Genomic DNA, 23904 nt, shown 5'->3' with positions numbered 1-23904 from the left:
GATTCGGTGTGCTGACAGGTCGTGGCAGCGATTAACAGTAGAGTCAGGCCTTGCCGTTACAGCTTGACGGCAGAGTCGGGGGGCCGGTGACGCAGGCCACAGGCAAACAGCCCCGGGCTCTTAGCTCGGTCGATAAACGCGCACATTGGCATGCCCCTCACTGAGCAAATGGTGGGCATGCAGGCGACTCATCACGCCTTTGTCGCAATACAACAGGTACTGACGGCTGTCATCCAGTTCCTTGAAACGCGCGTTCAGTGCATAGAACGGCAGCGTTTGTACGTCGATGCCAGGAATGCCCAGCGGCTCGTCTTCAGCGGCATCCGGGTGACGAATGTCGATGACGATCTGACCGGCCAGAGCTTCGCTGACTTCTTCGATCTGCAAATCCTGGCCCAATTCGTCGATTACTCGATCGATTGGTACCAGTTTGGCGTTCTCGAGCGCTCGCTCAAGAATTGCCATGTCGAACTGTTGCTCTTCGTACTCCACGCGGTTGCGCTTGGCGTGGGTCTTGGGGTTCACCGAGATGACCCCGCAATATTCAGGCATATGCTTGGCGAAGTCGGCGGTACCGATTTCGTTGGCCAGGTCGATGATGTCCTGCTTGTGGCTGGCGATCAGCGGGCGCAATACCAGCTTCTCGGACACAGAGTCGATCAACGACAGGTTTGGCAGCGTCTGGCTGGACACCTGGGAAATCGCTTCCCCCGTCACCAGTACCTCGATCTGCAGTCGATCGGCAATTCGGGACGCCGCGCGCAACATCATACGCTTCAATACCACGCCCATATGACTGTTATCGACTTTACCGAGAATTTCTCCCAGGACTTCCTCGAACGGCACGCTGACAAACAGCACGCGCTGGGAGCTGCCGTACTTCTTCCAGATGTAGTGCGCGACTTCCATCACGCCCAATTCATGTGCACGCCCGCCCAGGTTAAAGAAGCAGAAGTGGCTCATCAGCCCGCGACGCATGATCTGGTAGGCCGCCACGGTGGAGTCGAAACCACCAGACATCAGCACCAAAGTCTGTTCCAGGGCCCCCAATGGGTAGCCACCGATGCTGTTGTGCTGGCTGTGGATCACAAACAACCGTTGGTCGCGAATTTCCATGCGCACTTCAATTTGCGGCTCTTTCAGGGAAATTCCGGCGGCGGCGCATTCACGGCGCAGCTTGCTGCCAACGTATTTTTCGACATCCATGGAGCTGAACGGGTGCTTGCCGGCACGCTTGCAGCGCACGGAAAATATCTTGCCTTCAAGCTCAGCGCCGAAATGCTGTTTGCACTTCTCGGTGATGTCGTCGAAATCCCCCAGCGGGTACTCATCGACCTGCAGGAAATGAGCGATGCCCGGCATGCAGCTCAGGCGCTCGGTCATGTCCTTCAAGGCTTTGCGGTCGGTAATGCGGGTTTCCAGCTCGAGATTGTCCCACACGCCGTTCACCACCACAGCCGGGTCCAGATCGCGGAGCACGGCACGGATGTTCTTGGCCAATTGGCGGATGAAACGCATCCGTACCGGTCGGCTCTTGATGGTGATCTCGGGGAAGACTTTGACGATTAATTTCATGGAAACAGCGCGCACAGGGCCAGCCGAAAAAGGGGGGCGCGGATTATAGCGGAAATAGCTCAAGGTTTAACCAGTTAATATGCAAACGGCTTTGAGCGCACTAAAACGGGGCGCATCAAGGTTTTAACGCTACATTAGAGTGCGCAATTTGTTCCGCTTTAGCCGATTGCACCTTTATAGGGGCCATTTTGAAGCAAAAAAGCCATGTTGGCGCACTGGCATGCAATTTGCTCCCTTGTGAGGCAGGTTGCCTTGGTCGAGTATTCGCGCCGGCATCACCCACATTCCAAGGGCTAACTCCACTACCCAGCCCGAAGCCACCCGGAGGACACTATGTCGAAGTCGGTTCAACTCATCAAAGATCATGACGTTAAATGGATTGATCTGCGCTTCACGGACACCAAAGGCACTCAGCACCACGTGACCATGCCGGCTCGCGACGCGCTGGATGAAGCCTTCTTCGAAGAAGGTAAAATGTTCGACGGTTCCTCCATTGCCGGTTGGAAAGGCATCGAAGCTTCCGACATGATCCTGATGCCGGACGACAGCACCGCCGTACTCGACCCGTTCACTGAAGAACCAACCCTGATCCTGGTTTGCGACGTGATCGAGCCCTCGACCATGCAAGGCTACGACCGCGACCCACGTGCGATCGCCAAGCGCGCCGAGGAATACCTGAAATCCACCGGTATCGGCGACACCGTATTCGTAGGCCCGGAGCCTGAGTTCTTCATCTTCGACGAAGTGAAGTTCAAGTCCGACATCTCCGGCTCGATGTTCAAGATCTTCTCCGAACAAGGTTCGTGGATGTCCGACCAGGACGTGGAAGGCGGTAACAAGGGCCACCGTCCAGGTATCAAAGGCGGCTACTTCCCGGTTCCACCGTTTGACCACGACCACGAAATCCGTACCTCCATGTGCAACGCCATGGAAGAGATGGGCCTGGTCATCGAAGTTCACCACCATGAAGTGGCAACTGCCGGCCAGAACGAAATCGGTGTGAAGTTCAACACCCTGGTGAAAAAAGCTGACGAAGTTCAGACCCTGAAGTACTGCGTACACAACGTGGCTGATGCCTACGGCCGTACCGCTACCTTCATGCCCAAGCCGCTGTATGGCGATAACGGTTCAGGTATGCACGTTCACCTGTCCATTGCCAAAGATGGCAAGAACACCTTCGCTGGCGAAGGTTATGCCGGCCTGTCCGACACTGCCCTGTACTTCATCGGCGGTATCATCAAGCACGGCAAGGCCCTGAACGGCTTCACCAACCCGTCGACCAACTCCTACAAGCGCCTGGTCCCAGGTTTCGAAGCACCAGTGATGCTGGCCTACTCGGCTCGCAACCGTTCCGCCTCGATCCGCATTCCTTACGTGTCCAGCCCTCGTGCTCGCCGTATCGAAGCCCGTTTTCCGGATCCAGCAGCCAACCCGTACCTGGGCTTCGCTGCACTGCTGATGGCTGGCCTGGACGGCATCCAGAACAAGATCCACCCAGGCGACGCCGCCGACAAAAACTTGTATGACCTGCCGCCTGAAGAGGCCAAAGAGATCCCACAAGTGTGCGGCAGCCTGAAAGAAGCCCTGGAAGAGCTGGACAAGGGCCGTGCGTTCCTGACCAAAGGCGGCGTGTTCAGTGACGACTTTATCGATGCCTACATCGCCCTGAAAAGCGAAGAAGAAATCAAGGTCCGCACCTTCGTACACCCACTGGAATACGAGCTGTACTACAGCTGCTGATCCGGTAGCGCTGCTTGACGTAGCGTGACGAGAAAGACCTCCTTCGGGAGGTCTTTTTTTTGCGCGGATTTTTTAGCAGCGGGCTTGCTCGCGAAAAACACAAAGACACCGCATTTTTTTCAACATTTACGCGTTATCGTTAATGACCTTCGCGAGCAAGCTCGCTCCTACAGGGGATCTCCTTTGAAATTTCGATTCGTGCTTGCCTTGATGTTCGCCAGCGCCACCGCTACCGCCGCCCCACCGACCTTGGCCCCACTGCTCGACAGCATTGCCGAGCGCCTGGCCATCGCCGACCAGGTGGCCCTGAGCAAATGGGACAGCCACAAACCGGTTGAAGACCGGGCGCGGGAACGGGATGTGATTGCCAGCGCTGTAGCCCAGGCCCCGAGCTACAAACTGGCGCCGGCGTCAGCCGAGCAGTTTTTCTCGGCACAGATCGAGGCGAATAAATTGGTGCAGTACGCCCACCTGTCTGACTGGCACTTGCAAGGCAAGGCACCCAATGAGCCGCGCCCTGATTTGGTGGGGACCATTCGCCCGCAACTGGACCAACTGCAAAAGCGCCTGCTGCGACAGCTCGCGGACTTCGCCCCGGAGCGCACCAACCCACAGTGCCCGCAATGGCTGGCACAGGCTAATCACGAACCTCTGAACGACCCATTGCACCAACTGGCAATGATCCGCGCCACGGCCGAGCTGTGCATCTACCAAGGCTGAACAGGCATCTGCGCATTCCCATGCTCCGCGTGGGAATGCCTCCTGGGACGCTCTGCGTCCCGCCATACGTGCATGACTCAAGCCTTGCGCAAGGTGTGACGCAGAGCGTCACGGGCTGCATGCCCACGCAGAGCGTGGGAACGATCCATATCTCACGGCCCCCTCGTTCCCATGCTCCGCGTGGGAATGCCTCCTGGGACGCTCTGCGTCCCGCCATACGTGCATGACTCAAGCCTTGCGCAAGGCGCGACACAGAGCGCGGGAACGATCATCGAGTAGTTCCTGAACAGACTTTGTAAAACCGCACTATATTGGTGCGACACGCCGCACCCTTCCCACTAACCCAGCCCATTTTGGTTCGAAACTTTCCGTGCAAGCTGGCAAAACGCCACAGTTTCGCGCCTTAACCGCTTATTTCAGGGCCATCACGCTTCTTTTCGGAGCCTTGGTTTGGTTTTTGCATTTTCCTTGTATCAGCGCGTGCCTCAAGCCCGCGCGTTGCTCCAAAAGAGGTCCTAATGACCATCAGCGACGCACTGCACCGTTTGCTACTCGACAACCTGACCACCGCGACGATCCTGCTCAATGACCAACTGCGTCTTGAGTACATGAACCCCGCGGCGGAGATGCTCCTGGCCATCAGCGGTCAGCGCAGCCACGGACAATTCATCAGCGAGCTGTTCACTGAGTCCGCCGAGGCCTTGAGTTCCTTGCGCCAGGCAGTGGAACAGGCGCATCCGTTCACCAAGCGCGAAGCGATGCTCACCGCCCTCACCGGCCAGTCCTTGACCGTCGACTACGCCGTAACACCCATTCTCAGCAACGGCGCGACCTTACTGCTGCTAGAGGTCCACCCTCGTGACCGTTTGTTGCGGATCACCAAGGAGGAGGCGCAGCTATCCAAGCAGGAAACCAGCAAGATGCTGGTACGCGGCCTGGCCCATGAGATCAAGAACCCGCTAGGCGGGATTCGCGGTGCTGCTCAGTTGTTGGCCCGCGAGCTGCCGGACGAGAATCTCAAGGACTACACCAACGTCATCATTGAAGAGGCTGACCGCCTGCGCAACCTGGTGGACCGCATGCTCGGCTCCAATAAACTGCCATCCCTGGCGATGACCAATGTGCATGAAGTGCTGGAGCGCGTCTGCCAACTGGTAGAGGCCGAAAGCCAAGGCTGTATCACCTTGGTGCGCGACTACGACCCGAGCATTCCCGACGTGCTGATCGACCGCGAACAGATGATCCAGGCAGTGCTCAATATTGTGCGCAACGCCATGCAGGCCATCAGCAGCCAGAACGAATTGCGCCTGGGCCGCATCAGCCTGCGCACTCGCGCCTTGCGCCAGTTCACCATCGGCCATGTGCGTCATCGCCTGGTGACCAAAGTCGAGATCATCGACAACGGTCCGGGTATTCCAGCCGAACTGCAGGAAACCATCTTCTTCCCCATGGTCAGTGGCCGCCCGGATGGTACCGGGCTGGGCCTGGCCATTACTCAGAACATCATCAGCCAGCACCAGGGCCTGATCGAGTGTGAGAGCCATCCTGGCCACACCACTTTCTCGATCTTCCTGCCACTGGAACAAGGAGCCCCATCGACATGAGCCGTAGTGAAACTGTCTGGATCGTCGATGACGACCGTTCTATCCGCTGGGTCCTGGAGAAAGCCTTGCAACAAGAGGGCATGACCACCCAGAGCTTCGACAGCGCCGACGGGGTGATGAGCCGCCTGGCACGCCAGCAACCCGACGTGATCATCTCCGACATCCGCATGCCCGGTGCCAGTGGCCTGGACTTGCTGGCACGGATTCGCGAGCAGCACCCACGCTTGCCGGTGATCATCATGACCGCGCACTCGGACCTGGACAGCGCTGTCGCGTCCTATCAGGGCGGTGCCTTTGAATACCTGCCCAAGCCATTCGATGTCGACGAAGCGGTGGCTCTGGTCAAGCGTGCCAACCAGCATGCCCAGGAACAACAAGGCCAGGAGGTGGTACCGACTCTGACCCGCACCCCGGAAATCATCGGCGAAGCACCGGCGATGCAGGAAGTGTTTCGTGCCATTGGGCGCTTGAGCCACTCCAATATCACTGTGCTGATCAATGGCGAGTCCGGTACCGGTAAAGAACTGGTCGCCCACGCCCTGCACCGCCACAGCCCACGGGCGGCCTCGCCGTTCATCGCGCTGAACATGGCGGCGATCCCGAAGGATTTGATGGAGTCCGAGCTGTTCGGCCATGAAAAAGGCGCGTTTACCGGTGCGGCCAACCTGCGCCGCGGCCGCTTTGAACAAGCCGATGGTGGCACGCTGTTTCTCGATGAAATCGGCGACATGCCGGCCGACACCCAGACGCGGTTGCTGCGGGTGCTGGCGGACGGAGAGTTCTATCGCGTGGGCGGGCATACGCCGGTCAAGGTCGACGTGCGAATTATCGCCGCCACCCACCAGAACCTGGAAACCCTGGTACACGCAGGGAAGTTCCGGGAAGACTTGTTCCACCGCCTCAATGTCATCCGTATCCATATTCCACGGATGTCGGATCGCCGCGAAGACATCCCGACCCTGGCCCGTCACTTCCTCAGCCGCGCCGCCCAGGAGCTGGCCGTCGAGCCCAAGCTGCTGAAAAGCGAAACCGAGGAATACCTGAAGAACCTGCCGTGGCCGGGCAACGTACGCCAGCTGGAAAATACCTGCCGCTGGATCACGGTGATGGCGTCCGGGCGTGAAGTGCACATCAGCGACCTGCCGCCTGAACTGCTGAGCCTGCCCCAGGATTCGACTCCGGTGACCAACTGGGAACAAGCCCTGCGCCAATGGGCCGACCAGGCTCTGGCACGCGGTCAATCGAACTTGCTGGACAGCACCGTGCCGGCCTTCGAGCGAATCATGATCGAGATCGCCCTCAAGCACACCGCCGGCCGCCGCCGTGATGCCGCGGTGCTGCTGGGCTGGGGCCGCAACACCTTGACGCGCAAGATCAAGGAGCTGGGGATGAAGGTGGATGGTGCAGATGATGAGGGCGATGAGGGTTGATACACACCCAGTGATTGTTCCCATGCGCCGCGCGGGAACGGTCAATGCACCGCTTCAATGCACCGCGAACCGGCATCGCGCACAAACCCCGGCCGTTCTCAAAGAAATCTTCAGAGTCAAAAATAGCAAAGCCCCGTAATCCGGGGCTTTGTGCTTTCCAACGCTATTTTTTGGCACACCATCACAACTCTGGCACGCGCCCTGCAATAACTCCTGTACTACCCAGTTTTGGGGACCTTGGTACAGGCAGGCCGAGAATCCCCCTCTTTACACCCAGGGAGCTTGATGCACATCGCATAGCACCCTTCACCGTTTTGGGAGCCCTGGTACAGGCAGGCCGGGAACTCCCTCTTTTATTGCTCCTGGAGATGGATCTCCAACCGCCAGCGCCCCTCGACCTTCTCCCCCAGCCATTCCCCCCGCAAGGGCCGAGCCGCCACCAGACTCAGCAGCAAACCACCATCGGTCTTGCGTACATGCCAGTTCACATGCTTTTCATTGACCTGGAGCTGCCCGCTACCAGCCTTGCCCTGGGCGTCGAATAACAGCGCCACCGTACCGTCGACATGCTCGCCGTGCAGCTTGGGCTCGCTGTTGAACCACAGCACCACGCCGTCAGTGGCAGGCTCTACCTGTTGTAACTCGACCGGGTCCTGAGTGGTCAGCCGACCGATCATCAAGCCCACCATCAAACCGACAATCGCCAATGAGCCCAAAACCCTCGGCAATAGCTTCGGCCTGGGGTCTTCTTCAGGGGTAGAATGCAACGCATCTTTGCCTTCGGAGCCGTGCATGTTTCACGTCATCCTTTTTCAACCAGAAATTCCGCCGAATACCGGCAACGTTATCAGGCTGTGCGCCAACAGTGGCTGCCATCTGCACTTGATCGAGCCCCTGGGCTTCGACATGGACGACAAACGCCTGCGCCGAGCGGGCCTGGACTACCACGAGTATGCCACCCTGCAACGTCACGCAGACCTGCCAAGCTGCCTGGAAAGCCTGGGCCATCCTCGTCTGTTTGCCTTCACCACCAAAGGCTCGCGGCCGTTTCATGATGCCAGCTTTGTCGAAGGCGACGCCTTCCTGTTCGGCCCGGAAAGCCGTGGCCTGCCAGCCGATGTACTCGACGCCCTGCCCGATGGACATCGCCTGCGCCTGCCCATGCGCGAAGGCTGCCGCAGCCTGAACCTGTCCAACACCGTGGCCGTCGCTGTCTACGAAGGCTGGCGGCAACTGGGCTTCAAATAACAGCGCAACCCACTGTAGGAGCGAGCTTGCTCGTGAAAAACCTGAGAGCGCCGCGTACATTCAGGATGCCCGCGCCATCGTTAGCGTTTTTCGCGAGCAAGCTCGCTCCTACAATGGGTTGCGTTCACGCCCAATAAAAAAAGCGCCTGTTACGGCGCTTTTTTGTACATCAGCGGTCTTACTGAACCGTTGGTGCACCTTCCTGTTGCATACGCTGCAGCTCTTGCGCATACAGGGCATCGAAGTTCACCGGAGCCAGCATCAGTGCCGGGAACGAGCCACGGGTGACCAGGCTGTCCAGGGTCTCACGGGCATACGGGAACAGGATGTTCGGGCAGAAAGCGCCCAGGGTGTGACTCATGGACGCGTCGTCCAGGCCTTGGATCAGGAAGATACCGGCCTGTTGCACTTCAGCGATGAAGGCCACTTCCTCGCCATTCTTGACGGTCACAGACAAGGTCAGCACGACCTCGTGGAAGTCGCCTTCCAGGGCCTTTTGACGGGTATTGAGGTCCAGGGCAACGCTTGGGGTCCATTCCTGGCGGAAGATCGCCGGGCTTTTCGGTGCTTCGAACGACAGGTCTCGCACATAGATACGCTGCAGGGAAAATTGCGGGCCTTGAGCCTCTTCTGCTGCTGCTTCAGTGTTCTGTTGGTCAGTCATCGCAGATCCTTACTTGATCTTGGGGTCTTTTAGGGTTTAGGCGTGAAGCAGCGTGTCCAACTTACCAGCGCGCTCCAGGGCGAACAGGTCATCGCATCCACCGATGTGCTTGTCGCCGATCCAGATCTGCGGCACGGACGTGCGCCCTGCCTGCCGGGCCATCTCGGCGCGCACCTGGGGTTTGCCATCGACCTTGATCTCTTCGAAGGCAACGCCCTTTTTCTCAAGCAGAGCCTTGGCTTGCATGCAGTAAGGGCACCAATCGCTGGAATAAACGACAACCTGGCTCATATCACTTTACCAACGGCAGGTTATCAGCGCGCCAGCTGGAGATACCACCGGACAGCTTGGCGGCAGTGAACCCGGTTTTCAGCATTTCACGAGCATGAGCACCGGAATGCTGGCCTTGGGCGTCCACCAGGATGATGGTCTTGGCCTTGTGCTTTTCCAGCTCGGCCAGGCGCGAAATAAGCTTGTCCTGCGGGATGTGCAGCGCGCCGACAATGTGACCGACGGCAAAATCCTTGGCCGGGCGGATATCGACGACAACGGCCTGGTCCTTGTTGACCAGGGCGGTCAGCTCGGCGGTACTGAGGCTGCGGCCACCGCGGCTCATCTCATGAACGATCAGCAGCGCCAGCAGTACGACGAAGGCGCCGACGAGCAAATAGTGGGAAGTGGCAAATGCAATCAGGTGATCAACCATCAGGAGGTTCCAGGGCGTTAAAATGGCGGTAAGTATACACAGCCGTCATGGCCGGCCAACCCCCGTAAAGCGGTGACGTCATCGGAACTTCGCTTTAAACTGCCACTCCCTTTTCAATCCCCTTCTTCAATTACCGCCGCGAGAGGATCTATGACTACCACGCCTAAACCTTTGGTCCTGATAATTCTCGATGGCTTTGGACACAGTGAAAGCCAGCACGACAACGCCGTGTACTCGGCCAACAAGCCCGTACTGGACCGCCTGAGCGCTACCGTGCCCAACGGCCTGATCTCGGGTTCTGGCATGGACGTGGGCCTGCCGGACGGCCAGATGGGCAACTCGGAAGTCGGCCATATGAACCTGGGCGCCGGACGAGTGGTATACCAGGACTTCACTCGCGTGACCAAATCCATCCGCGACGGGGAGTTCTTCGAGAATCCGACCATCTGTGCTGCGGTGGATAAAGCCGTGGCCGCCGGCAAGGCCGTGCATTTTATGGGCCTGCTGTCCGATGGCGGCGTGCATAGCCATCAGGACCATCTGGTCGCCATGGCCGAACTGGCCAGCAAGCGCGGCGCTGAAAAGATCTACCTGCACGCCTTTCTCGACGGCCGCGATACCCCACCGAAAAGTGCGCAATCGTCCATCGAACTACTGGATGCCACCTTCGCCGCATTGGGCAAGGGCCGCATCGCCAGCCTGGTGGGCCGCTACTTCGCCATGGATCGTGACAACCGCTGGGATCGCGTTTCCCAGGCCTACAACCTGATCGTCGATGGCAACGCCCAATTCAATGCAGCCACTGCCCAGGAAGGCCTCGACGCCGCGTATGCCCGTGGCGAGAGTGATGAATTCGTCAAAGCCACCACCATTGGCGAGCCGGTGAAAGTGCAAGACGGCGACGCCGTAGTGTTCATGAACTTCCGCGCCGACCGTGCCCGTGAACTGAGCCGCGTGTTTGTCGAAGACGATTTCAAAGAGTTTGAGCGCGCTCGCCAGCCAAAAGTCAGCTACGTGGGCCTGACCCAATACGCCGCCAGCATCCCGGCCCCCGCCGCCTTTGCCCCGGGCAGCCTGGAAAACGTGCTGGGTGATTACCTGGCAAAAAACAGCAAGACACAACTGCGCATCGCCGAAACCGAAAAATACGCCCACGTGACCTTCTTCTTTTCCGGCGGTCGTGAAGAACCCTTCCCGGGCGAAGAGCGGATCCTCATCCCGTCGCCCAAAGTCGCCACCTACGACTTGCAGCCGGAAATGAGCGCACCGCAAGTCACCGACAAGATCGTCGACGCCATCGAGCACCAACGTTACGACGTGATTGTGGTCAACTACGCCAACGGTGACATGGTCGGCCACAGCGGCAACCTGGCAGCTGCGGTCAAAGCCGTGGAATGCCTGGACCTGTGCGTGGGCCGCATCGTCGACGCCCTGGAAAAAGTCGGCGGCGAAGCGCTGATCACCGCCGACCACGGCAACTGCGAGCAAATGTCCGACGAATCCACCGGCCAGGCCCACACCGCCCACACCACCGAGCCAGTGCCGTTCATCTATGTCGGCAAGCGCGACCTGAAAGTACGCGAAGGTGGCGTACTGGCAGACGTGGCCCCGACCATGTTGAAGCTGATGGGGTTGGAGAAGCCTGCCGAGATGACTGGCACTTCGATATTGGTTTAACGGCAAAATCGACCAATTAAATCGCCATAAATGGCTTTTTATGACGAACGCCTCAAAGCAGTTGGCTTTGAGGCGTTTTTTTTGCAGCGCTTGGCGGGCATACTAGGCCGTCCCTTTCCCTGGTGTCGCCCGCCTCTATGCTTCGCGCCTTGATTACCCTCGCTATTGTCTGCCTGCTTCAACCGGCGTTTGCCGATGAGCGCGCACAAACCCAACAACAGTTGGACGCTACGCGTCAGGACATTACCGAGCTGAAGAAACTGCTCGGCAAACTCCAGGAAGAGAAATCCGGAGTACAAAAAGACCTGCGCGGTACAGAAACCGAGATGGGCAAGCTGGAGAAACAGGTCCAGGAGCTACAAAAAGAACTAAAGAAGAGCGAGTCGGAACTGGAGCGACTCGACGCTGAGAAAAAAAAACTCCAGAGCGCACGCGTTGAACAGCAACGCCTGATCGCGATCCAGGCTCGGGCCGCCTACCAGAACGGGCGCCAGGAATACCTCAAGCTGCTGCTCAACCAGCAGAACCCGGAAAGATTCGCCCGTACCCTCACTTATTACGACTACCTGAGCAAAGCCCGCCTGGAGCAGTTGAAAAGCTTCAACGAGACCCTGCGCCAGTTGGCCAACGTCGAGCAGGAAATATCTCAGCAACAGGCGCAGTTGCTGGAACAAAAAAGCAGCCTCGACACTCAGCGCAGTGAACTGGACAAGGTCCGCAAGGAGCGTCAGCAGGCGCTGGCCACGCTCAATAAAGACGTGAAAGCCCGCGACACCAAGCTCAAGGCCCGCCAGCAGGACCAGGCCGACCTGGCCAAGGTGCTGAAAACCATCGAGGAAACCCTGGCCCGCCAAGCCCGCGAGGCCGAACAAGCGCGACAAAAAGCGCTGATCGCCCAACAGGAAGCACAAAAGAAGCGCCAGAGTGAAACCGATGCCCCGCGCACACCAGCGCCTGGCCCACTGGTTTCCAGCGCTGGCGTGTCCTACGGTGGGCCTTTCGCTTCGTCCCGAGGCAAACTTCCATGGCCTGTTGATGGTCGATTGCTTGCACGCTTTGGTCAAACCCGTGGCGACGACACCCGCGCCAAGTGGGATGGCGTGATGATCAGCGCCGCCGCCGGCAGCCAGGTACATGCTGTTCATGGTGGCCGCGTGGTGTTTGCCGATTGGTTGCGAGGCGCCGGTTTGCTGGTGATTCTTGACCACGGCAATGGCTACTTGAGCCTTTACGGCCACAATCAGACGTTGCTCAAAGCGGCAGGTGATGTTGTAAAAGCCGGTGAATCCATCTCCACTGTCGGTAACAGTGGCGGCCAGGGCTCCCCGGCGCTGTACTTCGCTATTCGTCAGCAGGGTCGCCCGAGCGATCCCGCCAAATGGTGTCGCACCCAAGGATAAGGGGCGCATCTAACTAGGAGTTCGTTCGACATGCTGCATTTGTCCCGCCTCACTTCGCTGGCCCTGACGATCGCCCTGGTGATCGGCGCGCCTTTGGCATTTGCCGACCAGACCGCCCCGCCAGCCGTTGCAGCGACCACCAAGGCGCCACTGCCCCTGGACGAGTTGCGTACCTTTGCCGAGGTCATGGACCGGATCAAGGCCGCTTATGTCGAACCTGTGGACGACAAGGCCCTGCTGGAAAATGCCATCAAGGGCATGCTCAGCAACCTCGACCCGCACTCTGCCTACCTCGGGCCTGAAGATTTCGCCGAGCTGCAGGAAAGCACCAGCGGCGAATTTGGTGGCCTGGGCATTGAAGTGGGCAGCGAAGACGGCATGATCAAAGTGGTCTCGCCAATCGACGACACCCCCGCGTCCAAAGCCGGGATCCAGGCCGGCGACCTGATCGTCAAGATCAACGGCCAGCCGACCCGTGGCCAGACCATGACCGAAGCCGTGGACAAGATGCGCGGCAAGGTCGGCCAGAAAATCACCCTGACCCTGGTGCGCGACGGCGGCGCCCCGTTTGACGTGACCCTGACGCGGGCCACCATTACGGTCAAGAGCGTGAAGAGCCAGTTGCTCGAATCAGGTTACGGCTACATCCGTATTACCCAGTTCCAGGTCAAGACCGGTGAAGAAGTGGCCAAGGCCCTGGCCAAGCTGCGCAAGGACAATGGCAAGAAACTCAACGGTATCGTCCTCGACCTGCGTAACAACCCGGGCGGCGTACTGCAGTCGGCAGTAGAGGTCGTGGACCACTTCATCACCAAGGGCCTGATCGTCTACACCAAGGGCCGTATTGCCAACTCTGAGCTGCGCTTCTCCGCCACCGGCAACGACCTTAGCGAAAATGTGCCACTGGCCGTGCTGATCAACGGCGGCAGTGCCTCGGCCTCGGAAATCGTTGCCGGCGCCCTGCAGGACCAAAAACGCGGCGTGCTGATGGGCACCACCAGCTTTGGCAAAGGCTCGGTGCAAACCGTGCTGCCGCTCAACAACGAGCGAGCGCTGAAGATCACCACGGCGCTGTATTACACGCCCAATGGCCGCTCGATCCAGGCCCAAGGCATCGTGCCGGATATTGAAGTGCGCCAGGCCAAGATTACCAACGAAGCGGACAACGAGTACTTCAAGGAAGCAGACCTGCAAGGCCACCTGGGCAATGGCAATGGCGGCGCCGACCAGCCCACCGGCAGCAGCAAAAAAGCCAAGCCGATGCCTCAGGACGACGATTACCAGTTGGCCCAGGCGCTGAGCCTGCTCAAGGGCCTGAGCATTACGCGTAACCGTTGATATGCATTATGGACTGATCATCACGTTGCTATGCTGTCTGGCCGGGGTTGCCCAAGGCGCCCCGATCAGCGGCGAGTCCACGCCCCACAAGGCCTACCTGAGCTTGATCATCGACGACCTCGGCCAGAACCTGCCCCGTGATCGTCGCGTGCTGGCCTTGCCCGGCCCGGTCACCACGGCGATCATGCCCGACACCCCGCATGCTGCCGAGTTTGCCCGCGAGGCTCATCGCGCCGGCAAAATTGTCATCCTGCACATGCCCATGGACCCTGCCACTGGCCCGTTTGCCTGGCATCCCGAGCTGTCCATCGAAGAACTTGGCAAACGCCTGGACGCAGCCTTCAAGGCCGTGCCCTACGCCAGTGGCACCAACAACCACATGGGCAGTCGCATGACCGCACAGCCTGAAGCCATGGCCTGGCTGATGGGCGAATTGCAACGGCGCCACAAGTTCTTCCTCGACAGCCGCACCAGCGCCAAGACCGTGGCCGCTGCCCAAGCGCAGAAAATCGGCCTGGCCAGCGTTTCGCGGGATGTATTTCTCGATGACGAACGCAACGAGGCGGCCATCACCCAGCAACTGCAGACCGCCATCAAGCTGGCCCACAAACAGGGTTCGGCGGTGATGATCGGCCACCCCTATCCACAGACCCTGGCAGTGCTGGAGCGCGAGTTGCCCAAACTCAAGGCCCAGGGCGTCGAGTGGATCAATATCAAGTTGATGATCAGTGTGCGCAGTAACCAAGCCATGGCGGGGCATGGCAAAGACGGTAAATACCGCTAGCGCTTCGTTGCGTTAATAGCTACACCTGCGCCGACCCTGAACGGTTACCGAGCCCCATGGCAAGCCCAGGCCGTGCCATGGGGCCCAGTGACGTTTAGCGTACGACGATGCCGCGCGCGGCCATGTAGGCCTTGGCCTCGGGAACGGTGTATTCGCCGAAATGGAAAATGCTCGCAGCCAGTACCGCACTGGCATGGCCTTCGATCACACCATCGGCAAGATGCTGCAGGTTGCCGACACCACCGGAAGCGATCACGGGAATGCCCAGGGCATCGCTGATGGCACGGGTCACACCCAGGTCGAAGCCGTTTTTCATGCCGTCCTGGTCCATGCTGGTCAGCAGGATTTCCCCGGCACCCAGGCTTTCCATCTTCATCGCCCACTCCACCGCGTCCAGCCCGGTAGGCTTGCGCCCGCCGTGGGTGAAAATCTCCCAGCGCGGGGTTTCGCCCGGCCCGGAAACCTTCTTGGCATCGATGGCAACGACGATGCATTGTGAACCGAAATGCTGCGCGGCTTCGCCAACGAACTCTGGATTGAACACCGCGGCGGTGTTAATCGAGACCTTGTCGGCCCCTGCATTGAGCAGGTTGCGAATATCTTGCACGGTGCGCACGCCACCGCCGACGGTCAGTGGGATAAACACCTGGCTGGCCATGCGCTCGACGGTATGCAGCGTGGTGTCACGACCATCAACGCTGGCGGTGATGTCTAGAAAGGTAATCTCATCAGCACCTTGCTCGTCGTAACGACGGGCGATTTCCACCGGGTCGCCGGCGTCACGGATGTTCTCGAACTTGACGCCCTTGACCACGCGACCATTGTCGACATCCAGGCAAGGGATGATGCGCTTGGCTAACGCCATGGACTTATCTCCGATAAGAATTGCAAGCTACAAGCTACACGCTGCAAGTAGAAGCAGATCGGCTTCTACTTGCAGCTTACGGCTTAGAACTTGGAGCTGGCCGCGTAGCCATCACAGAAAGCTTGAGCCTCTGCCACATCCAGAGTGCCTTCATAAATCGCACGACCTGTGATAGCACCGATGATCCCCGGGGCCTTGGCGTCCAGCAGCGACTTGATATCGCCCAAGTTGTGGATACCACCGGAAGCGATCACGGGAATTTTTGTTGCAGCAGCCAGCGCAGCGGTGAACGGTACGTTGCAGCCCTGCATCATGCCGTCTTTGGCGATGTCGGTGTAAACGATGGCGGATACGCCGTCAGCTTCGAATTGCCTGGCCAGGTCGATCACTTGCACGGTGCTGATTTCAGCCCAACCGTCAGTGGCGACGAAACCGTCCTTGGCGTCCAGGCCAACGATGACCTTGCCCGGGAACGCACGGCAAGCTTCAGCCACGAACGCCGGATCTTTCACGGCCTTGGTGCCAATGATCACGTAGCTCACGCCCGCTTTCACGTAGTGCTCGATGGTTTCCAGGGAGCGAATCCCACCGCCGATCTGGATCGGCAGGTTCGGATAGCGCTTGGCGATCGCAGTGACCACTTCACCGTTTACTGGCTGACCTTCGAACGCACCGTTCAAGTCCACCAGGTGCAGGCGACGGCAGCCGCCTTCCACCCACTTGGCGGCCATGCTCACCGGGTCATCGGAGAACACCGTGGAGTCTTCCATGCGGCCCTGGCGCAGACGTACGCAAGCGCCGTCCTTGAGATCGATAGCGGGAATAATGAGCATGCTTTTCCTTCGTCAAAGAGCTGCAAGCTGCGAGCGATAAGCTGCAAGCAAGCACGCGTTTCAATTCTTGCAGCTTTAAGCGTGGAGCTTGCAGCTGCTTCAATTCTTTTCAAGCGCCCACAAATCACTTTCGATGCTTTCGAACCTTTCTTTAAGGTGCGCCTGCACATCGAAAATCGCCCGGTTGTAATAGTGCGGAGCAATTTCGGTGGTGAACAGCTCGAGGATCTCAGCCACCTCGAACGAGCCCAGCTTGAGCTCGAAGCGATCCTCCATGAATCGCTTGATCTTGTCGGTCGCCTCACTCTCCTGCTGGGGAGTGAGGGTCAAGATCGGCGGCTTGACCTTCCTGGCCATTACCAGCGCCCGTCCCAGGCGGCGAAGTTCTGCAGCAATTGCAGGCCATGGGTATGGCTCTTCTCCGGATGGAACTGCACGGCAAAGCGCGAACCATCAGCCAGGGCCGCGGCGAAGTCGACGCCGTAATGCCCACCACCCACCACCTGGCCCGGATTACCGGCGGCGATGTAATAGCTGTGGACGAAGTAGAAACGCGCCAGGTCCGGGACCTCGTGCCACAGTGGGTGATCCACGGTCTGACGAACTTCGTTCCAGCCCATGTGCGGGACTTTCAGGTGCTCGCCGTCTTCATGCAGGTCCTTGCCGAAGAATTTCACCTGGCCAGGGAACAGGCCGATGCAGTCGACGCCGCCGTTCTCTTCACTGTTGTCGAGCAAGGCTTGCATGCCCACGCAGATACCGAGAAACGGCCGGTCCTGGCTGACTTCGCGCACCAGGCTGTCGAAGCCCAGGCGGCGAATCTCGGCCATGCAGTCGCGAATCGCGCCTACCCCCGGGAATACCACCCGGTCGGCTTCTCGAATCACATCGGCATCGCTGGTGATCAATACCTTGCCGGCACCTACGTGCTCAAGGGCCTTGGCCACCGAGTGCAGGTTACCCATGCCGTAGTCGATAACCGCGACCGTCTGCATTACAGGACGCCCTTGGTCGACGGCATTTGCCCAGCCATACGCTCGTCCAGCTCCACGGCCATGCGCAGGGCGCGACCGAAGGCCTTGAAGACGGTCTCGATCTGGTGGTGGGTGTTGGTGCCGCGCAGGTTGTCGATGTGCAGGCTGACGTTGGCGTGGTTGACGAAGCCCTGGAAAAATTCCTGGAACAGGTCAACGTCAAAACCGCCCACGGTGGCACGGGTATACGGCACGTGCATCTGCAGGCCAGGACGGCCGGAGAAGTCGATGACCACCCGCGACAGCGCTTCATCCAGCGGCACATAGGCGTGGCCGTAACGACGGATGCCTTTTTTATCGCCGATGGCCTTGGCAAAAGCCTGGCCGAGGGTGATACCGACATCCTCCACGGTGTGGTGGTCGTCGATATGCAGGTCGCCCTTGCTGACGATATCCAGGTCGATCAGCCCATGACGGGCAATTTGGTCCAGCATGTGCTCAAGAAAAGGTACACCGATATCAAATCGGGCCTTTCCGGTGCCATCCAGGTTGATCGAGGCTTTGATCTGGGTTTCCAGGGTATCGCGCTCGACAGACGCCTTACGTTCGGCCATCACCAGCTCCGCAAAATCATTGGGCGAAAAAGGCAGCCATTATAGGGGCGCGGGCGCTAAACAGAAACATCGGAGGGGATAAGACTGATGGAGCGTCGGAAATAGACATGTGCGTACATGTGGAAGCAAGCGGGCTTTTGATTGATGATCGCTCCCACGCAAAGCATGGGAACGATCAGCTATAGCGGTGTTAGTGGAACAGTACCGCCGTCTTCTGCAGGGTCACCCACACACCCCACGCCAACGGAATACCCACCGCCAACCAGGCCGCAATGGCCATCGGCACGGTGCTTGGGTTGGCTTTCCACTCCAGCACGGTGGTCGCATCAGCACCTTTGTCATGACCCAGCGCCTGTTCGGCCGCCAGTTCCTCGTCGGTCATGAAGTACTTGTCGGCAACCGGTCGTACCAGCAGGTTGCAGATAAAGCCCAGCACCAGCAGCCCCGCGAGGATGTACAAGGTGATGTCGTAAGCAGCAGCGCGTTCCACGCCAATGCTCAACTGATACTCACGCAGGTAGTTCACCAACACCGGGCCCAACACACCAGCCGCCGCCCATGCCGTCAGCAGACGACCATGGATCGCACCGACCATTTGCGTGCCGAACAGGTCCGCCAGGTAGGCCGGGACCGTCGAAAAACCACCGCCGTACATCGACAGAATGACGCAGAACGCCGCCACGAACAGCGCCACGCTGCCCAGATGCCCAAGGTTCGGGATCAGCGCATACAGGGCAAAGCCCAGGGCGAAAAACACGAAGTAGGTGTTTTTGCGGCCAAGGTAATCCGAGAACGAAGCCCAGAAGAACCGGCCACCAATGTTGAACAGGCTCAGCAGGCCGGTGAAGCCGGCCGCGATGGCCGCGATGGAAGCCAGTTGGCCAGCATCCAGTTGACCGAACGGCACATCAACGCCCAGCAACTTGCCACCAAACACTTCCTGCAGCAGTGGCGAGGCCATGCCGAGGATGCCAATACCGGCGGATACGTTCAGGCACAGCACCAACCACACCAGGCGGAACTGTGGAGTTTTCCAGGCCACGTTAACGTGCACGTGACGGTGAGTGATCATCGCGCTGCTGGCTTTTTTCACCGGCGCAGACCAGCCTTCAGGCTTCCAGCCGGTCGGCGGAACGCGGTAGGACAAAGCGCCGCCGATCATGAATACGAAGTAGATCGCGGCCATCACCAGGAAGCTCTGCCACACGCCAACACTGGTAGGCGAAGCAAAGTGCCCCATCAGCGCCGCCGCCAGGGGAGCCCCGACCATCGCGCCGCCACCAAAGCCCATGATTGCCATGCCAGTGGCCATGCCGCGCTTGTCCGGGAACCACTTGATCAAGGTTGAGACCGGTGAGATGTAGCCCAGGCCCAGACCGATGCCACCAATGACCCCGGAGCCGATCCACATCAGCCATATCTGGTGGGTATAAATCCCCAACGCAGAGATCAACAGGCCGCCACACCAGCACAATGCCGAAACAACGCCCGCCTTACGTGGCCCGGCATGTTCCAGCCAGCCACCCCAGATCGCTGCCGAGCAGCCCAGGAAGATGAAGAACAGGGTGTAGATCCAGCCCAGCATGGAGATGGGCCAGTCGCATTGGGACGAAAAGACTTGAGCGATAAAGCTCATGTCCGGCGCGCAAGCCACGGGAGTGGTAATGCCCAGGGCCTTGGACAGTGGCAGCCAGAATACCGAGAAGCCATAAGCCATGCCGATGCACAGGTGGATGGCCAGGGCGGCCGGTGGTACCAGCCAACGGTTGAAGCCAGGTTTGGCGATGATGCGCTCCTTGGACAGGAACGCAGGCTGTGCGGCAGTGATACCTGCCGCAGTGCTAGTGGTCATTGGTGTTTCCCCCAGTTATTAGTATGCGTCCGTCAGGCACTCTTCCCCTCGGCCTTTGCACGCAAGGCGTGGCCGTTTTGTTGAGTAAAGCTCCCTGTAAGCGCGACGTTTAGTCGCAGAAGGCGGACGAACGCGCAGAGATTAGCATCTGTGGGTGACAGAAAAACCAAACTGACATCACCTTTTTCAGTGATATCTGTTTTGTTTGACTCCATGTAACGATCCATAAACAGCCGCACGCCTGCGGGCGTTATACTCTTTGGCTAATTTTTGAAATCGACATACAAGGACTCGCCCATGAAAGCGTTCGGCAAAATCCTGGGTCTGGTGCTCCTCGGGCTGTTGCTGATCATTGTGGCTCTAGGCTTTGCCCTGACCCATCTCTTCGATCCCAACGACTATAAAGACGAGATCCGCCAGATAGCCCGCGACAAGGCCCACATCGAGCTGACGCTCAATGGCGACATCGGCTGGAGCCTGTTCCCCTGGCTGGGCCTGGAATTGCACGAAGCCAGCGTCGCGACCCTGGCCAACCCGACCCAACCGTTCGCCGACCTGCAAATGCTCGGCCTGTCGGTGCGCGTGTTGCCCCTGTTGCGCCGCGAAGTGCAGATGAGCGACGTACGTGTCGAAGGCCTGAACCTGCGCCTGAACCGTGACAAGCAAGGCCACGGCAACTGGGAAGACATCGGCAAGGCTACTCCGCTCGCCTCTGCCACTGATGCCCCGGCCACACCCGATGCCGCGCCAGCTGCGCAGAAGCCCTCGCAGCCAATCCGCCTGGACATCGACAGCCTGACGGTCAACAACGCTCGCATCGAATACCACGACGAACAGACCGGCAAGCAGTTCAGCGCCGAAAGCATCCAGTTGAGCACCGGAGCCGTGCATGAAGGCACGAGCATCCCGGTCAAGCTGACAGCCTTTTTCGGCAGCAACCAGCCGGTCATGCGGGTCAAGAGTGAGCTCAGCGGTGAACTGCGCTTTGATCGCGCGCTCAAGCGCTATCAGTTTGAAGACATGAAGTTTTCCGGTGAAGCCACCGGCGAGCCGCTGCAAGACAAGACCTTGAGCTTCGCGACCCAAGGCCAGTTGTTGGTAGACATGTCGGCCAATATTGCCGAATGGACCAGCCTGAAACTCTCGGCCAACCAACTGCGGGCCTTGGGCGAACTGAAGGTCAACGACCTGGACAAGACACCGCAGATCAGCGGCGCCCTGTCGATCGCCCAGTTCGACCTGGCCAAGTTCCTCGATAGCGTCGGCCACACCCTGCCGGCCATGGCCCCAGGCAGCCTGAGCAAGGTCGAACTGGTCAGCCGCCTCAAGGGCACGCCTACCAGCCTGGCCCTGGAAGACCTCAACCTGAAACTCGACGCCAGCACCTTCACCGGTCGCATCGCCGTGGACGATTTCGCCAAGCAATCCTTGCGCCTCCAGCTCAAGGCAGACACCTTCAACGCCGACAACTACCTGCCAGCCAAGTCCGAGGCGGCCAACAGTGCCGCCGCCGCCCGCCAGGCCGAAGTCCAGAGTAGCGAAGCCGGCGCCATGGCCACAGGTGGCAACTCACCGCTGCCCGACGCTCCGACCAAAGGCGCCTGGAGCACCGACAAACTGTTGCCGCTGACTCGCCTGCGCACCCTGGACGTGGATGCTGACCTTGCATTCGGCCAACTGACCCTGAGCCAGCTGCCGATCCAGAACGCAGCACTCAAAGCCTCCGGCCTGGGCGGCCAGCTCAAGCTCGACACCCTGAGCGGTGGCCTCTACAACGGCACCTTCCAAGCCAACGGCAACCTCGACGTACGCCAGGATGTACCGGTGCTTGCCCTGCAAACCCACATCAAGCAAGTGCCGGTGGAGCAGATCCTGCAAGCCCAAGGGAAAAAACCGCCGATCAAGGGCCAAGTCACCCTCGACAGCAACCTGAGCGGCCGTGGCAACAGCCAGAAAGCCTTGATCGACAGCCTCAACGGCACCGCCAGCTTCGTGATCACCAACGGCGTGTTGCTCAATGCCAATATCGAACAGCAGTTGTGCACCGGCATCGCCTTGCTCAACCGCAAAACCCTCAGCAGCGAACCACGGGGCAAGGACACACCTTTCCAGGAGCTCAAGGGCAACCTGACCTTCCGTAACGGCGTGGCCAGCAATCCGGACCTGAAAGTGCGCATTCCCGGCCTGACCGTCAACGGCAACGGTGACGTCGACCTGCGCGTGCTGGGCATGGACTACCGTGTAGGCATCATCGTCGAAGGCGACAAGCGTGATATGCCGGACCCTGCTTGCCAGGTGGGTTCGAACTTCCGGGGCATCGAAGTCCCCCTGCGCTGCCGCGGCCCGCTGGAGTTGGGCGCCAAGGCTTGCCGCCTGGACAAGGACGGCCTGAGCCAGGTCGCCATCAAGGCGGCCGGCAACAAGCTCGGCGAGAAACTTGAAGAGAAGCTCGACAAGGTAAACCCCAAGCTCAAAGACGCCCTGAAAGGCTTGTTCAATCGATGAGAAACGAGCAATTTTCAACGGCGGTGCTGGATTGGTATGACCATCACGGTCGCCACGACCTGCCCTGGCAACAGGGCATCACACCTTACCGGGTATGGGTCTCGGAAATCATGTTGCAGCAGACCCAGGTCAGCACCGTGCTGAATTACTTCGACCGCTTCATGGCATCGCTGCCAACGGTCGAAGCGTTGGCAGCGGCGCCGGAAGACGAAGTACTGCACCTGTGGACCGGGCTGGGTTACTACACCCGGGCACGCAACCTGCAAAAGACCGCAAAAATCGTCGTCGCGCAATACGCTGGCGAGTTTCCTCGCGACGTCGAAAAACTCACTGACTTGCCGGGTATCGGCCTGTCCACCGCCGGTGCCATTGCCAGCCTGAGCATGGGCTTGCGGGCACCGATCCTCGATGGCAACGTCAAGCGGGTGCTGGCGCGCTTTACGGCGCAAGAGGGTTATCCGGGCGAGCCCAAGGTTGCCAAGCAGTTGTGGGCCACCGCAGAGCGCTTCACACCCCAGTCCCGCGTCAATGCCTACACCCAGGCCATGATGGACATGGGCGCCACCCTTTGTACCCGCAGCAAGCCCAGTTGCCTGCTGTGCCCGCTGGAAAAAGACTGCGAAGCCCACATGCTGGGCCTGGAGACCCGCTACCCGATACCCAAGCCACGCAAAACCGTGCCGCAAAAGCGTACGCTGATGCCACTGCTGGCCAACGGAGAGGGCGCGATCCTGCTTTACCGTCGCCCTTCCACGGGCCTGTGGGGCGGCCTCTGGAGCTTGCCGGAACTGGATGACCTGGGCGACCTGGAACACCTGGCGCTCCAGCACTCGCTGGAACTGGGCAAGCATCAGGAGCTGCCGAGCCTGATTCACACCTTCAGCCACTTCCAACTGGCTATCGAACCCTGGCTGGTCCAGGTCCAGGAGTCGGCCCATCACGTGGCCGAGGCCGACTGGCTCTGGTATAACCTCGCCACCCCGCCGCGCCTGGGCCTCGCCGCCCCGGTGAAAAAACTGCTGAAGCGCGCGGCTGACGTATTGAACGCAGGAGTTTCGTCATGACCCGCATCGTAATGTGCCGCAAGTACAAAGAAGAACTGCCAGGCCTGGAGCGCCCTCCTTATCCTGGCGCCAAGGGCCAGGACGTGTATGACAACGTTTCCGCCCAGGCCTGGGGCGATTGGCAGAAACACCAGACCCTGCTGATCAACGAAAAACGCCTGAACATGATGAACGCCGAAGACCGCAAATACCTTCAAGGCGAGATGGACAAGTTTTTTTCCGGCGAGGATTATGCCAAGGCCGACGGCTACGTGCCGCCTGCCGAATAATTGATCAAAATCGGGGGTTGGAACGTAAGCGACGGTAATAGT

General features: G+C 59.4%; 23 protein-coding genes. 12 read left to right on the top strand and 11 right to left on the bottom strand.

The features are described from left to right. Positions 1 to 120: 120 nt before the first annotated feature. Positions 121 to 1575, bottom strand: coding sequence for a tRNA uracil 4-sulfurtransferase ThiI (thiI, locus tag GIR22_RS19135; protein WP_154744833.1), 1455 nt, complete (start codon positions 1573 to 1575; stop codon positions 121 to 123). Between the two features lie 333 nt (positions 1576 to 1908). Between thiI and glnA the strand changes: the two genes are divergently transcribed. The 4 genes from glnA to ntrC all read left to right on the top strand — a co-directional run bounded on the left by glnA (position 1909) and on the right by ntrC (position 7069). Next, on the top strand, positions 1909 to 3315 hold the full coding sequence (glnA, locus tag GIR22_RS19130; protein WP_154744832.1) for a glutamate--ammonia ligase: 1407 nt from the start codon (positions 1909 to 1911) through the stop codon (positions 3313 to 3315). Positions 3316 to 3498: 183 nt separating this feature from the next. Further along, the gene (locus GIR22_RS19125) at positions 3499 to 4035 is read left to right on the top strand and encodes a chorismate mutase (RefSeq protein WP_154744831.1); all 537 of its coding nucleotides are present in this window, start codon (positions 3499 to 3501) and stop codon (positions 4033 to 4035) included. A gap of 518 nt (positions 4036 to 4553) precedes the next feature. Beyond that, positions 4554 to 5639, top strand: coding sequence for a nitrogen regulation protein NR(II) (gene glnL / locus GIR22_RS19120; protein WP_154744830.1), 1086 nt, complete (start codon positions 4554 to 4556; stop codon positions 5637 to 5639). After that, the gene (gene ntrC, locus GIR22_RS19115) at positions 5636 to 7069 is read left to right on the top strand and encodes a nitrogen regulation protein NR(I) (RefSeq protein WP_154744829.1); all 1434 of its coding nucleotides are present in this window, start codon (positions 5636 to 5638) and stop codon (positions 7067 to 7069) included. Before glnL ends, ntrC begins: the two co-directional genes overlap by 4 nt. Positions 7070 to 7422: 353 nt before the next feature. Here the strand turns inward: ntrC and GIR22_RS19110 are convergent, their stop codons facing one another. Further along, complete coding sequence (locus GIR22_RS19110) at positions 7423 to 7863, bottom strand: hypothetical protein (RefSeq protein ID WP_154744828.1); 441 nt, start codon at positions 7861 to 7863, stop codon at positions 7423 to 7425. Here GIR22_RS19110 and GIR22_RS19105 point away from each other — a divergent pair. Beyond that, positions 7862 to 8317: a tRNA (cytidine(34)-2'-O)-methyltransferase gene (locus GIR22_RS19105; protein ID WP_154744827.1), complete on the top strand. Its 456-nt coding sequence runs from the start codon at positions 7862 to 7864 to the stop codon at positions 8315 to 8317. The two genes, GIR22_RS19110 and GIR22_RS19105, sit on opposite strands and share 2 nt — an antisense overlap. Before the next feature lie 178 nt (positions 8318 to 8495). Here GIR22_RS19105 and secB read toward each other — a convergent pair whose 3' ends face one another. Genes secB through GIR22_RS19090 form a run of 3 tightly spaced genes read right to left on the bottom strand, consistent with a single transcriptional unit; the run spans position 8496 to position 9687 of the window. Then, positions 8496 to 8981 (bottom strand): protein-export chaperone SecB, encoded by a 486-nt coding sequence (gene secB, locus GIR22_RS19100; RefSeq protein ID WP_154744826.1) that lies wholly within the window; start codon positions 8979 to 8981, stop codon positions 8496 to 8498. Positions 8982 to 9017: 36 nt separating this feature from the next. Then, positions 9018 to 9272 carry a glutaredoxin 3 gene (gene grxC, locus GIR22_RS19095; RefSeq protein ID WP_154744825.1) on the bottom strand — a complete coding sequence of 85 codons (255 nt, stop codon included), beginning with the start codon at positions 9270 to 9272 and terminating at the stop codon, positions 9018 to 9020. A 1-nt stretch (position 9273) separates the two neighbouring features. Then, positions 9274 to 9687 (bottom strand): rhodanese-like domain-containing protein, encoded by a 414-nt coding sequence (locus tag GIR22_RS19090; RefSeq protein ID WP_154744824.1) that lies wholly within the window; start codon positions 9685 to 9687, stop codon positions 9274 to 9276. A gap of 150 nt (positions 9688 to 9837) precedes the next feature. Here GIR22_RS19090 and gpmI point away from each other — a divergent pair, with 150 nt between their 5' ends. From gpmI to GIR22_RS19070, 4 genes are all read left to right on the top strand, one after another. Beyond that, positions 9838 to 11364 carry a 2,3-bisphosphoglycerate-independent phosphoglycerate mutase gene (gene gpmI / locus GIR22_RS19085; RefSeq protein ID WP_154744823.1) on the top strand — a complete coding sequence of 509 codons (1527 nt, stop codon included), beginning with the start codon at positions 9838 to 9840 and terminating at the stop codon, positions 11362 to 11364. Between the two features lie 137 nt (positions 11365 to 11501). Then, positions 11502 to 12764, top strand: a complete 1263-nt coding sequence (locus tag GIR22_RS19080) for a murein hydrolase activator EnvC family protein (RefSeq protein ID WP_154744822.1) — start codon at positions 11502 to 11504, stop codon at positions 12762 to 12764. A 30-nt stretch (positions 12765 to 12794) separates the two neighbouring features. Continuing rightward, positions 12795 to 14102 (top strand): S41 family peptidase, encoded by a 1308-nt coding sequence (locus GIR22_RS19075; protein WP_154744821.1) that lies wholly within the window; start codon positions 12795 to 12797, stop codon positions 14100 to 14102. Between the two features lies 1 nt (position 14103). Beyond that, positions 14104 to 14886 (top strand): divergent polysaccharide deacetylase family protein, encoded by a 783-nt coding sequence (locus GIR22_RS19070; RefSeq protein WP_154744820.1) that lies wholly within the window; start codon positions 14104 to 14106, stop codon positions 14884 to 14886. A gap of 94 nt (positions 14887 to 14980) precedes the next feature. On the opposite strand, the gene hisF is transcribed toward GIR22_RS19070, so the two are convergent. The 6 genes from hisF to GIR22_RS19040 all read right to left on the bottom strand — a co-directional run bounded on the left by hisF (position 14981) and on the right by GIR22_RS19040 (position 20024). Continuing rightward, positions 14981 to 15751 carry an imidazole glycerol phosphate synthase subunit HisF gene (hisF, locus tag GIR22_RS19065; RefSeq protein ID WP_154744819.1) on the bottom strand — a complete coding sequence of 257 codons (771 nt, stop codon included), beginning with the start codon at positions 15749 to 15751 and terminating at the stop codon, positions 14981 to 14983. An 83-nt stretch (positions 15752 to 15834) separates the two neighbouring features. Continuing rightward, positions 15835 to 16584 (bottom strand): 1-(5-phosphoribosyl)-5-[(5-phosphoribosylamino)methylideneamino]imidazole-4-carboxamide isomerase, encoded by a 750-nt coding sequence (hisA, locus tag GIR22_RS19060; protein WP_154744818.1) that lies wholly within the window; start codon positions 16582 to 16584, stop codon positions 15835 to 15837. 99 nt (positions 16585 to 16683) lie between these two features. After that, the gene (locus GIR22_RS19055; protein ID WP_154744817.1) at positions 16684 to 16941 is read right to left on the bottom strand and encodes a DUF2164 domain-containing protein; all 258 of its coding nucleotides are present in this window, start codon (positions 16939 to 16941) and stop codon (positions 16684 to 16686) included. Further along, the gene (gene hisH, locus GIR22_RS19050; protein WP_154744816.1) at positions 16941 to 17579 is read right to left on the bottom strand and encodes an imidazole glycerol phosphate synthase subunit HisH; all 639 of its coding nucleotides are present in this window, start codon (positions 17577 to 17579) and stop codon (positions 16941 to 16943) included. The genes GIR22_RS19055 and hisH overlap by 1 nt, the downstream gene beginning before the upstream one ends. After that, positions 17579 to 18172: an imidazoleglycerol-phosphate dehydratase HisB gene (hisB, locus tag GIR22_RS19045; protein ID WP_154744815.1), complete on the bottom strand. Its 594-nt coding sequence runs from the start codon at positions 18170 to 18172 to the stop codon at positions 17579 to 17581. Before hisB ends, hisH begins: the two co-directional genes overlap by 1 nt. Positions 18173 to 18362: 190 nt before the next feature. Beyond that, positions 18363 to 20024 carry an OFA family MFS transporter gene (locus GIR22_RS19040; RefSeq protein ID WP_154744814.1) on the bottom strand — a complete coding sequence of 554 codons (1662 nt, stop codon included), beginning with the start codon at positions 20022 to 20024 and terminating at the stop codon, positions 18363 to 18365. A 297-nt stretch (positions 20025 to 20321) separates the two neighbouring features. On the opposite strand from GIR22_RS19040, the gene GIR22_RS19035 reads away from it, so the two are divergent. Genes GIR22_RS19035 through GIR22_RS19025 form a run of 3 tightly spaced genes read left to right on the top strand, consistent with a single transcriptional unit; the run spans position 20322 to position 23862 of the window. After that, positions 20322 to 22529, top strand: a complete 2208-nt coding sequence (locus GIR22_RS19035; RefSeq protein WP_154744813.1) for an AsmA family protein — start codon at positions 20322 to 20324, stop codon at positions 22527 to 22529. Further along, positions 22526 to 23593, top strand: a complete 1068-nt coding sequence (mutY, locus tag GIR22_RS19030; protein ID WP_154744812.1) for an A/G-specific adenine glycosylase — start codon at positions 22526 to 22528, stop codon at positions 23591 to 23593. Before GIR22_RS19035 ends, mutY begins: the two co-directional genes overlap by 4 nt. Next, positions 23590 to 23862 carry an oxidative damage protection protein gene (locus GIR22_RS19025; protein WP_154744811.1) on the top strand — a complete coding sequence of 91 codons (273 nt, stop codon included), beginning with the start codon at positions 23590 to 23592 and terminating at the stop codon, positions 23860 to 23862. The genes mutY and GIR22_RS19025 overlap by 4 nt, the downstream gene beginning before the upstream one ends. The last annotated feature ends 42 nt before the right edge of the window (positions 23863 to 23904 follow it).

Source organism: Pseudomonas karstica, from assembly GCF_009707515.1.
In the GTDB taxonomy this organism is placed as follows: domain Bacteria; phylum Pseudomonadota; class Gammaproteobacteria; order Pseudomonadales; family Pseudomonadaceae; genus Aquipseudomonas; species Aquipseudomonas karstica.
The sequence above is the reverse complement of the archived record's forward strand: the minus strand, read 5'-3'. Positions and strand labels throughout refer to the sequence as shown.

Excerpts from the sequence above, each read along its gene's own strand:
- thiI (WP_154744833.1), bottom strand. The coding sequence starts at position 1,575 with ATGAAATTAATCGTCAAAGTCTTCCCCGAGATCACCATCAAGAGCCGA.
- glnA (WP_154744832.1), top strand. The coding sequence starts at position 1,909 with ATGTCGAAGTCGGTTCAACTCATCAAAGATCATGACGTTAAATGGATT.
- glnL (WP_154744830.1), top strand. The coding sequence starts at position 4,554 with ATGACCATCAGCGACGCACTGCACCGTTTGCTACTCGACAACCTGACC.
- ntrC (WP_154744829.1), top strand. The coding sequence starts at position 5,636 with ATGAGCCGTAGTGAAACTGTCTGGATCGTCGATGACGACCGTTCTATC.
- GIR22_RS19105 (WP_154744827.1), top strand. The coding sequence starts at position 7,862 with ATGTTTCACGTCATCCTTTTTCAACCAGAAATTCCGCCGAATACCGGC.
- GIR22_RS19110 (WP_154744828.1), bottom strand. The coding sequence starts at position 7,863 with ATGCACGGCTCCGAAGGCAAAGATGCGTTGCATTCTACCCCTGAAGAA.
- secB (WP_154744826.1), bottom strand. The coding sequence starts at position 8,981 with ATGACTGACCAACAGAACACTGAAGCAGCAGCAGAAGAGGCTCAAGGC.
- grxC (WP_154744825.1), bottom strand. The coding sequence starts at position 9,272 with ATGAGCCAGGTTGTCGTTTATTCCAGCGATTGGTGCCCTTACTGCATG.
- GIR22_RS19090 (WP_154744824.1), bottom strand. The coding sequence starts at position 9,687 with ATGGTTGATCACCTGATTGCATTTGCCACTTCCCACTATTTGCTCGTC.
- gpmI (WP_154744823.1), top strand. The coding sequence starts at position 9,838 with ATGACTACCACGCCTAAACCTTTGGTCCTGATAATTCTCGATGGCTTT.
- GIR22_RS19080 (WP_154744822.1), top strand. The coding sequence starts at position 11,502 with ATGCTTCGCGCCTTGATTACCCTCGCTATTGTCTGCCTGCTTCAACCG.
- GIR22_RS19075 (WP_154744821.1), top strand. The coding sequence starts at position 12,795 with ATGCTGCATTTGTCCCGCCTCACTTCGCTGGCCCTGACGATCGCCCTG.
- GIR22_RS19070 (WP_154744820.1), top strand. The coding sequence starts at position 14,104 with ATGCATTATGGACTGATCATCACGTTGCTATGCTGTCTGGCCGGGGTT.
- hisF (WP_154744819.1), bottom strand. The coding sequence starts at position 15,751 with ATGGCGTTAGCCAAGCGCATCATCCCTTGCCTGGATGTCGACAATGGT.
- hisA (WP_154744818.1), bottom strand. The coding sequence starts at position 16,584 with ATGCTCATTATTCCCGCTATCGATCTCAAGGACGGCGCTTGCGTACGT.
- GIR22_RS19055 (WP_154744817.1), bottom strand. The coding sequence starts at position 16,941 with ATGGCCAGGAAGGTCAAGCCGCCGATCTTGACCCTCACTCCCCAGCAG.
- hisH (WP_154744816.1), bottom strand. The coding sequence starts at position 17,579 with ATGCAGACGGTCGCGGTTATCGACTACGGCATGGGTAACCTGCACTCG.
- hisB (WP_154744815.1), bottom strand. The coding sequence starts at position 18,172 with ATGGCCGAACGTAAGGCGTCTGTCGAGCGCGATACCCTGGAAACCCAG.
- GIR22_RS19040 (WP_154744814.1), bottom strand. The coding sequence starts at position 20,024 with ATGACCACTAGCACTGCGGCAGGTATCACTGCCGCACAGCCTGCGTTC.
- GIR22_RS19035 (WP_154744813.1), top strand. The coding sequence starts at position 20,322 with ATGAAAGCGTTCGGCAAAATCCTGGGTCTGGTGCTCCTCGGGCTGTTG.
- mutY (WP_154744812.1), top strand. The coding sequence starts at position 22,526 with ATGAGAAACGAGCAATTTTCAACGGCGGTGCTGGATTGGTATGACCAT.
- GIR22_RS19025 (WP_154744811.1), top strand. The coding sequence starts at position 23,590 with ATGACCCGCATCGTAATGTGCCGCAAGTACAAAGAAGAACTGCCAGGC.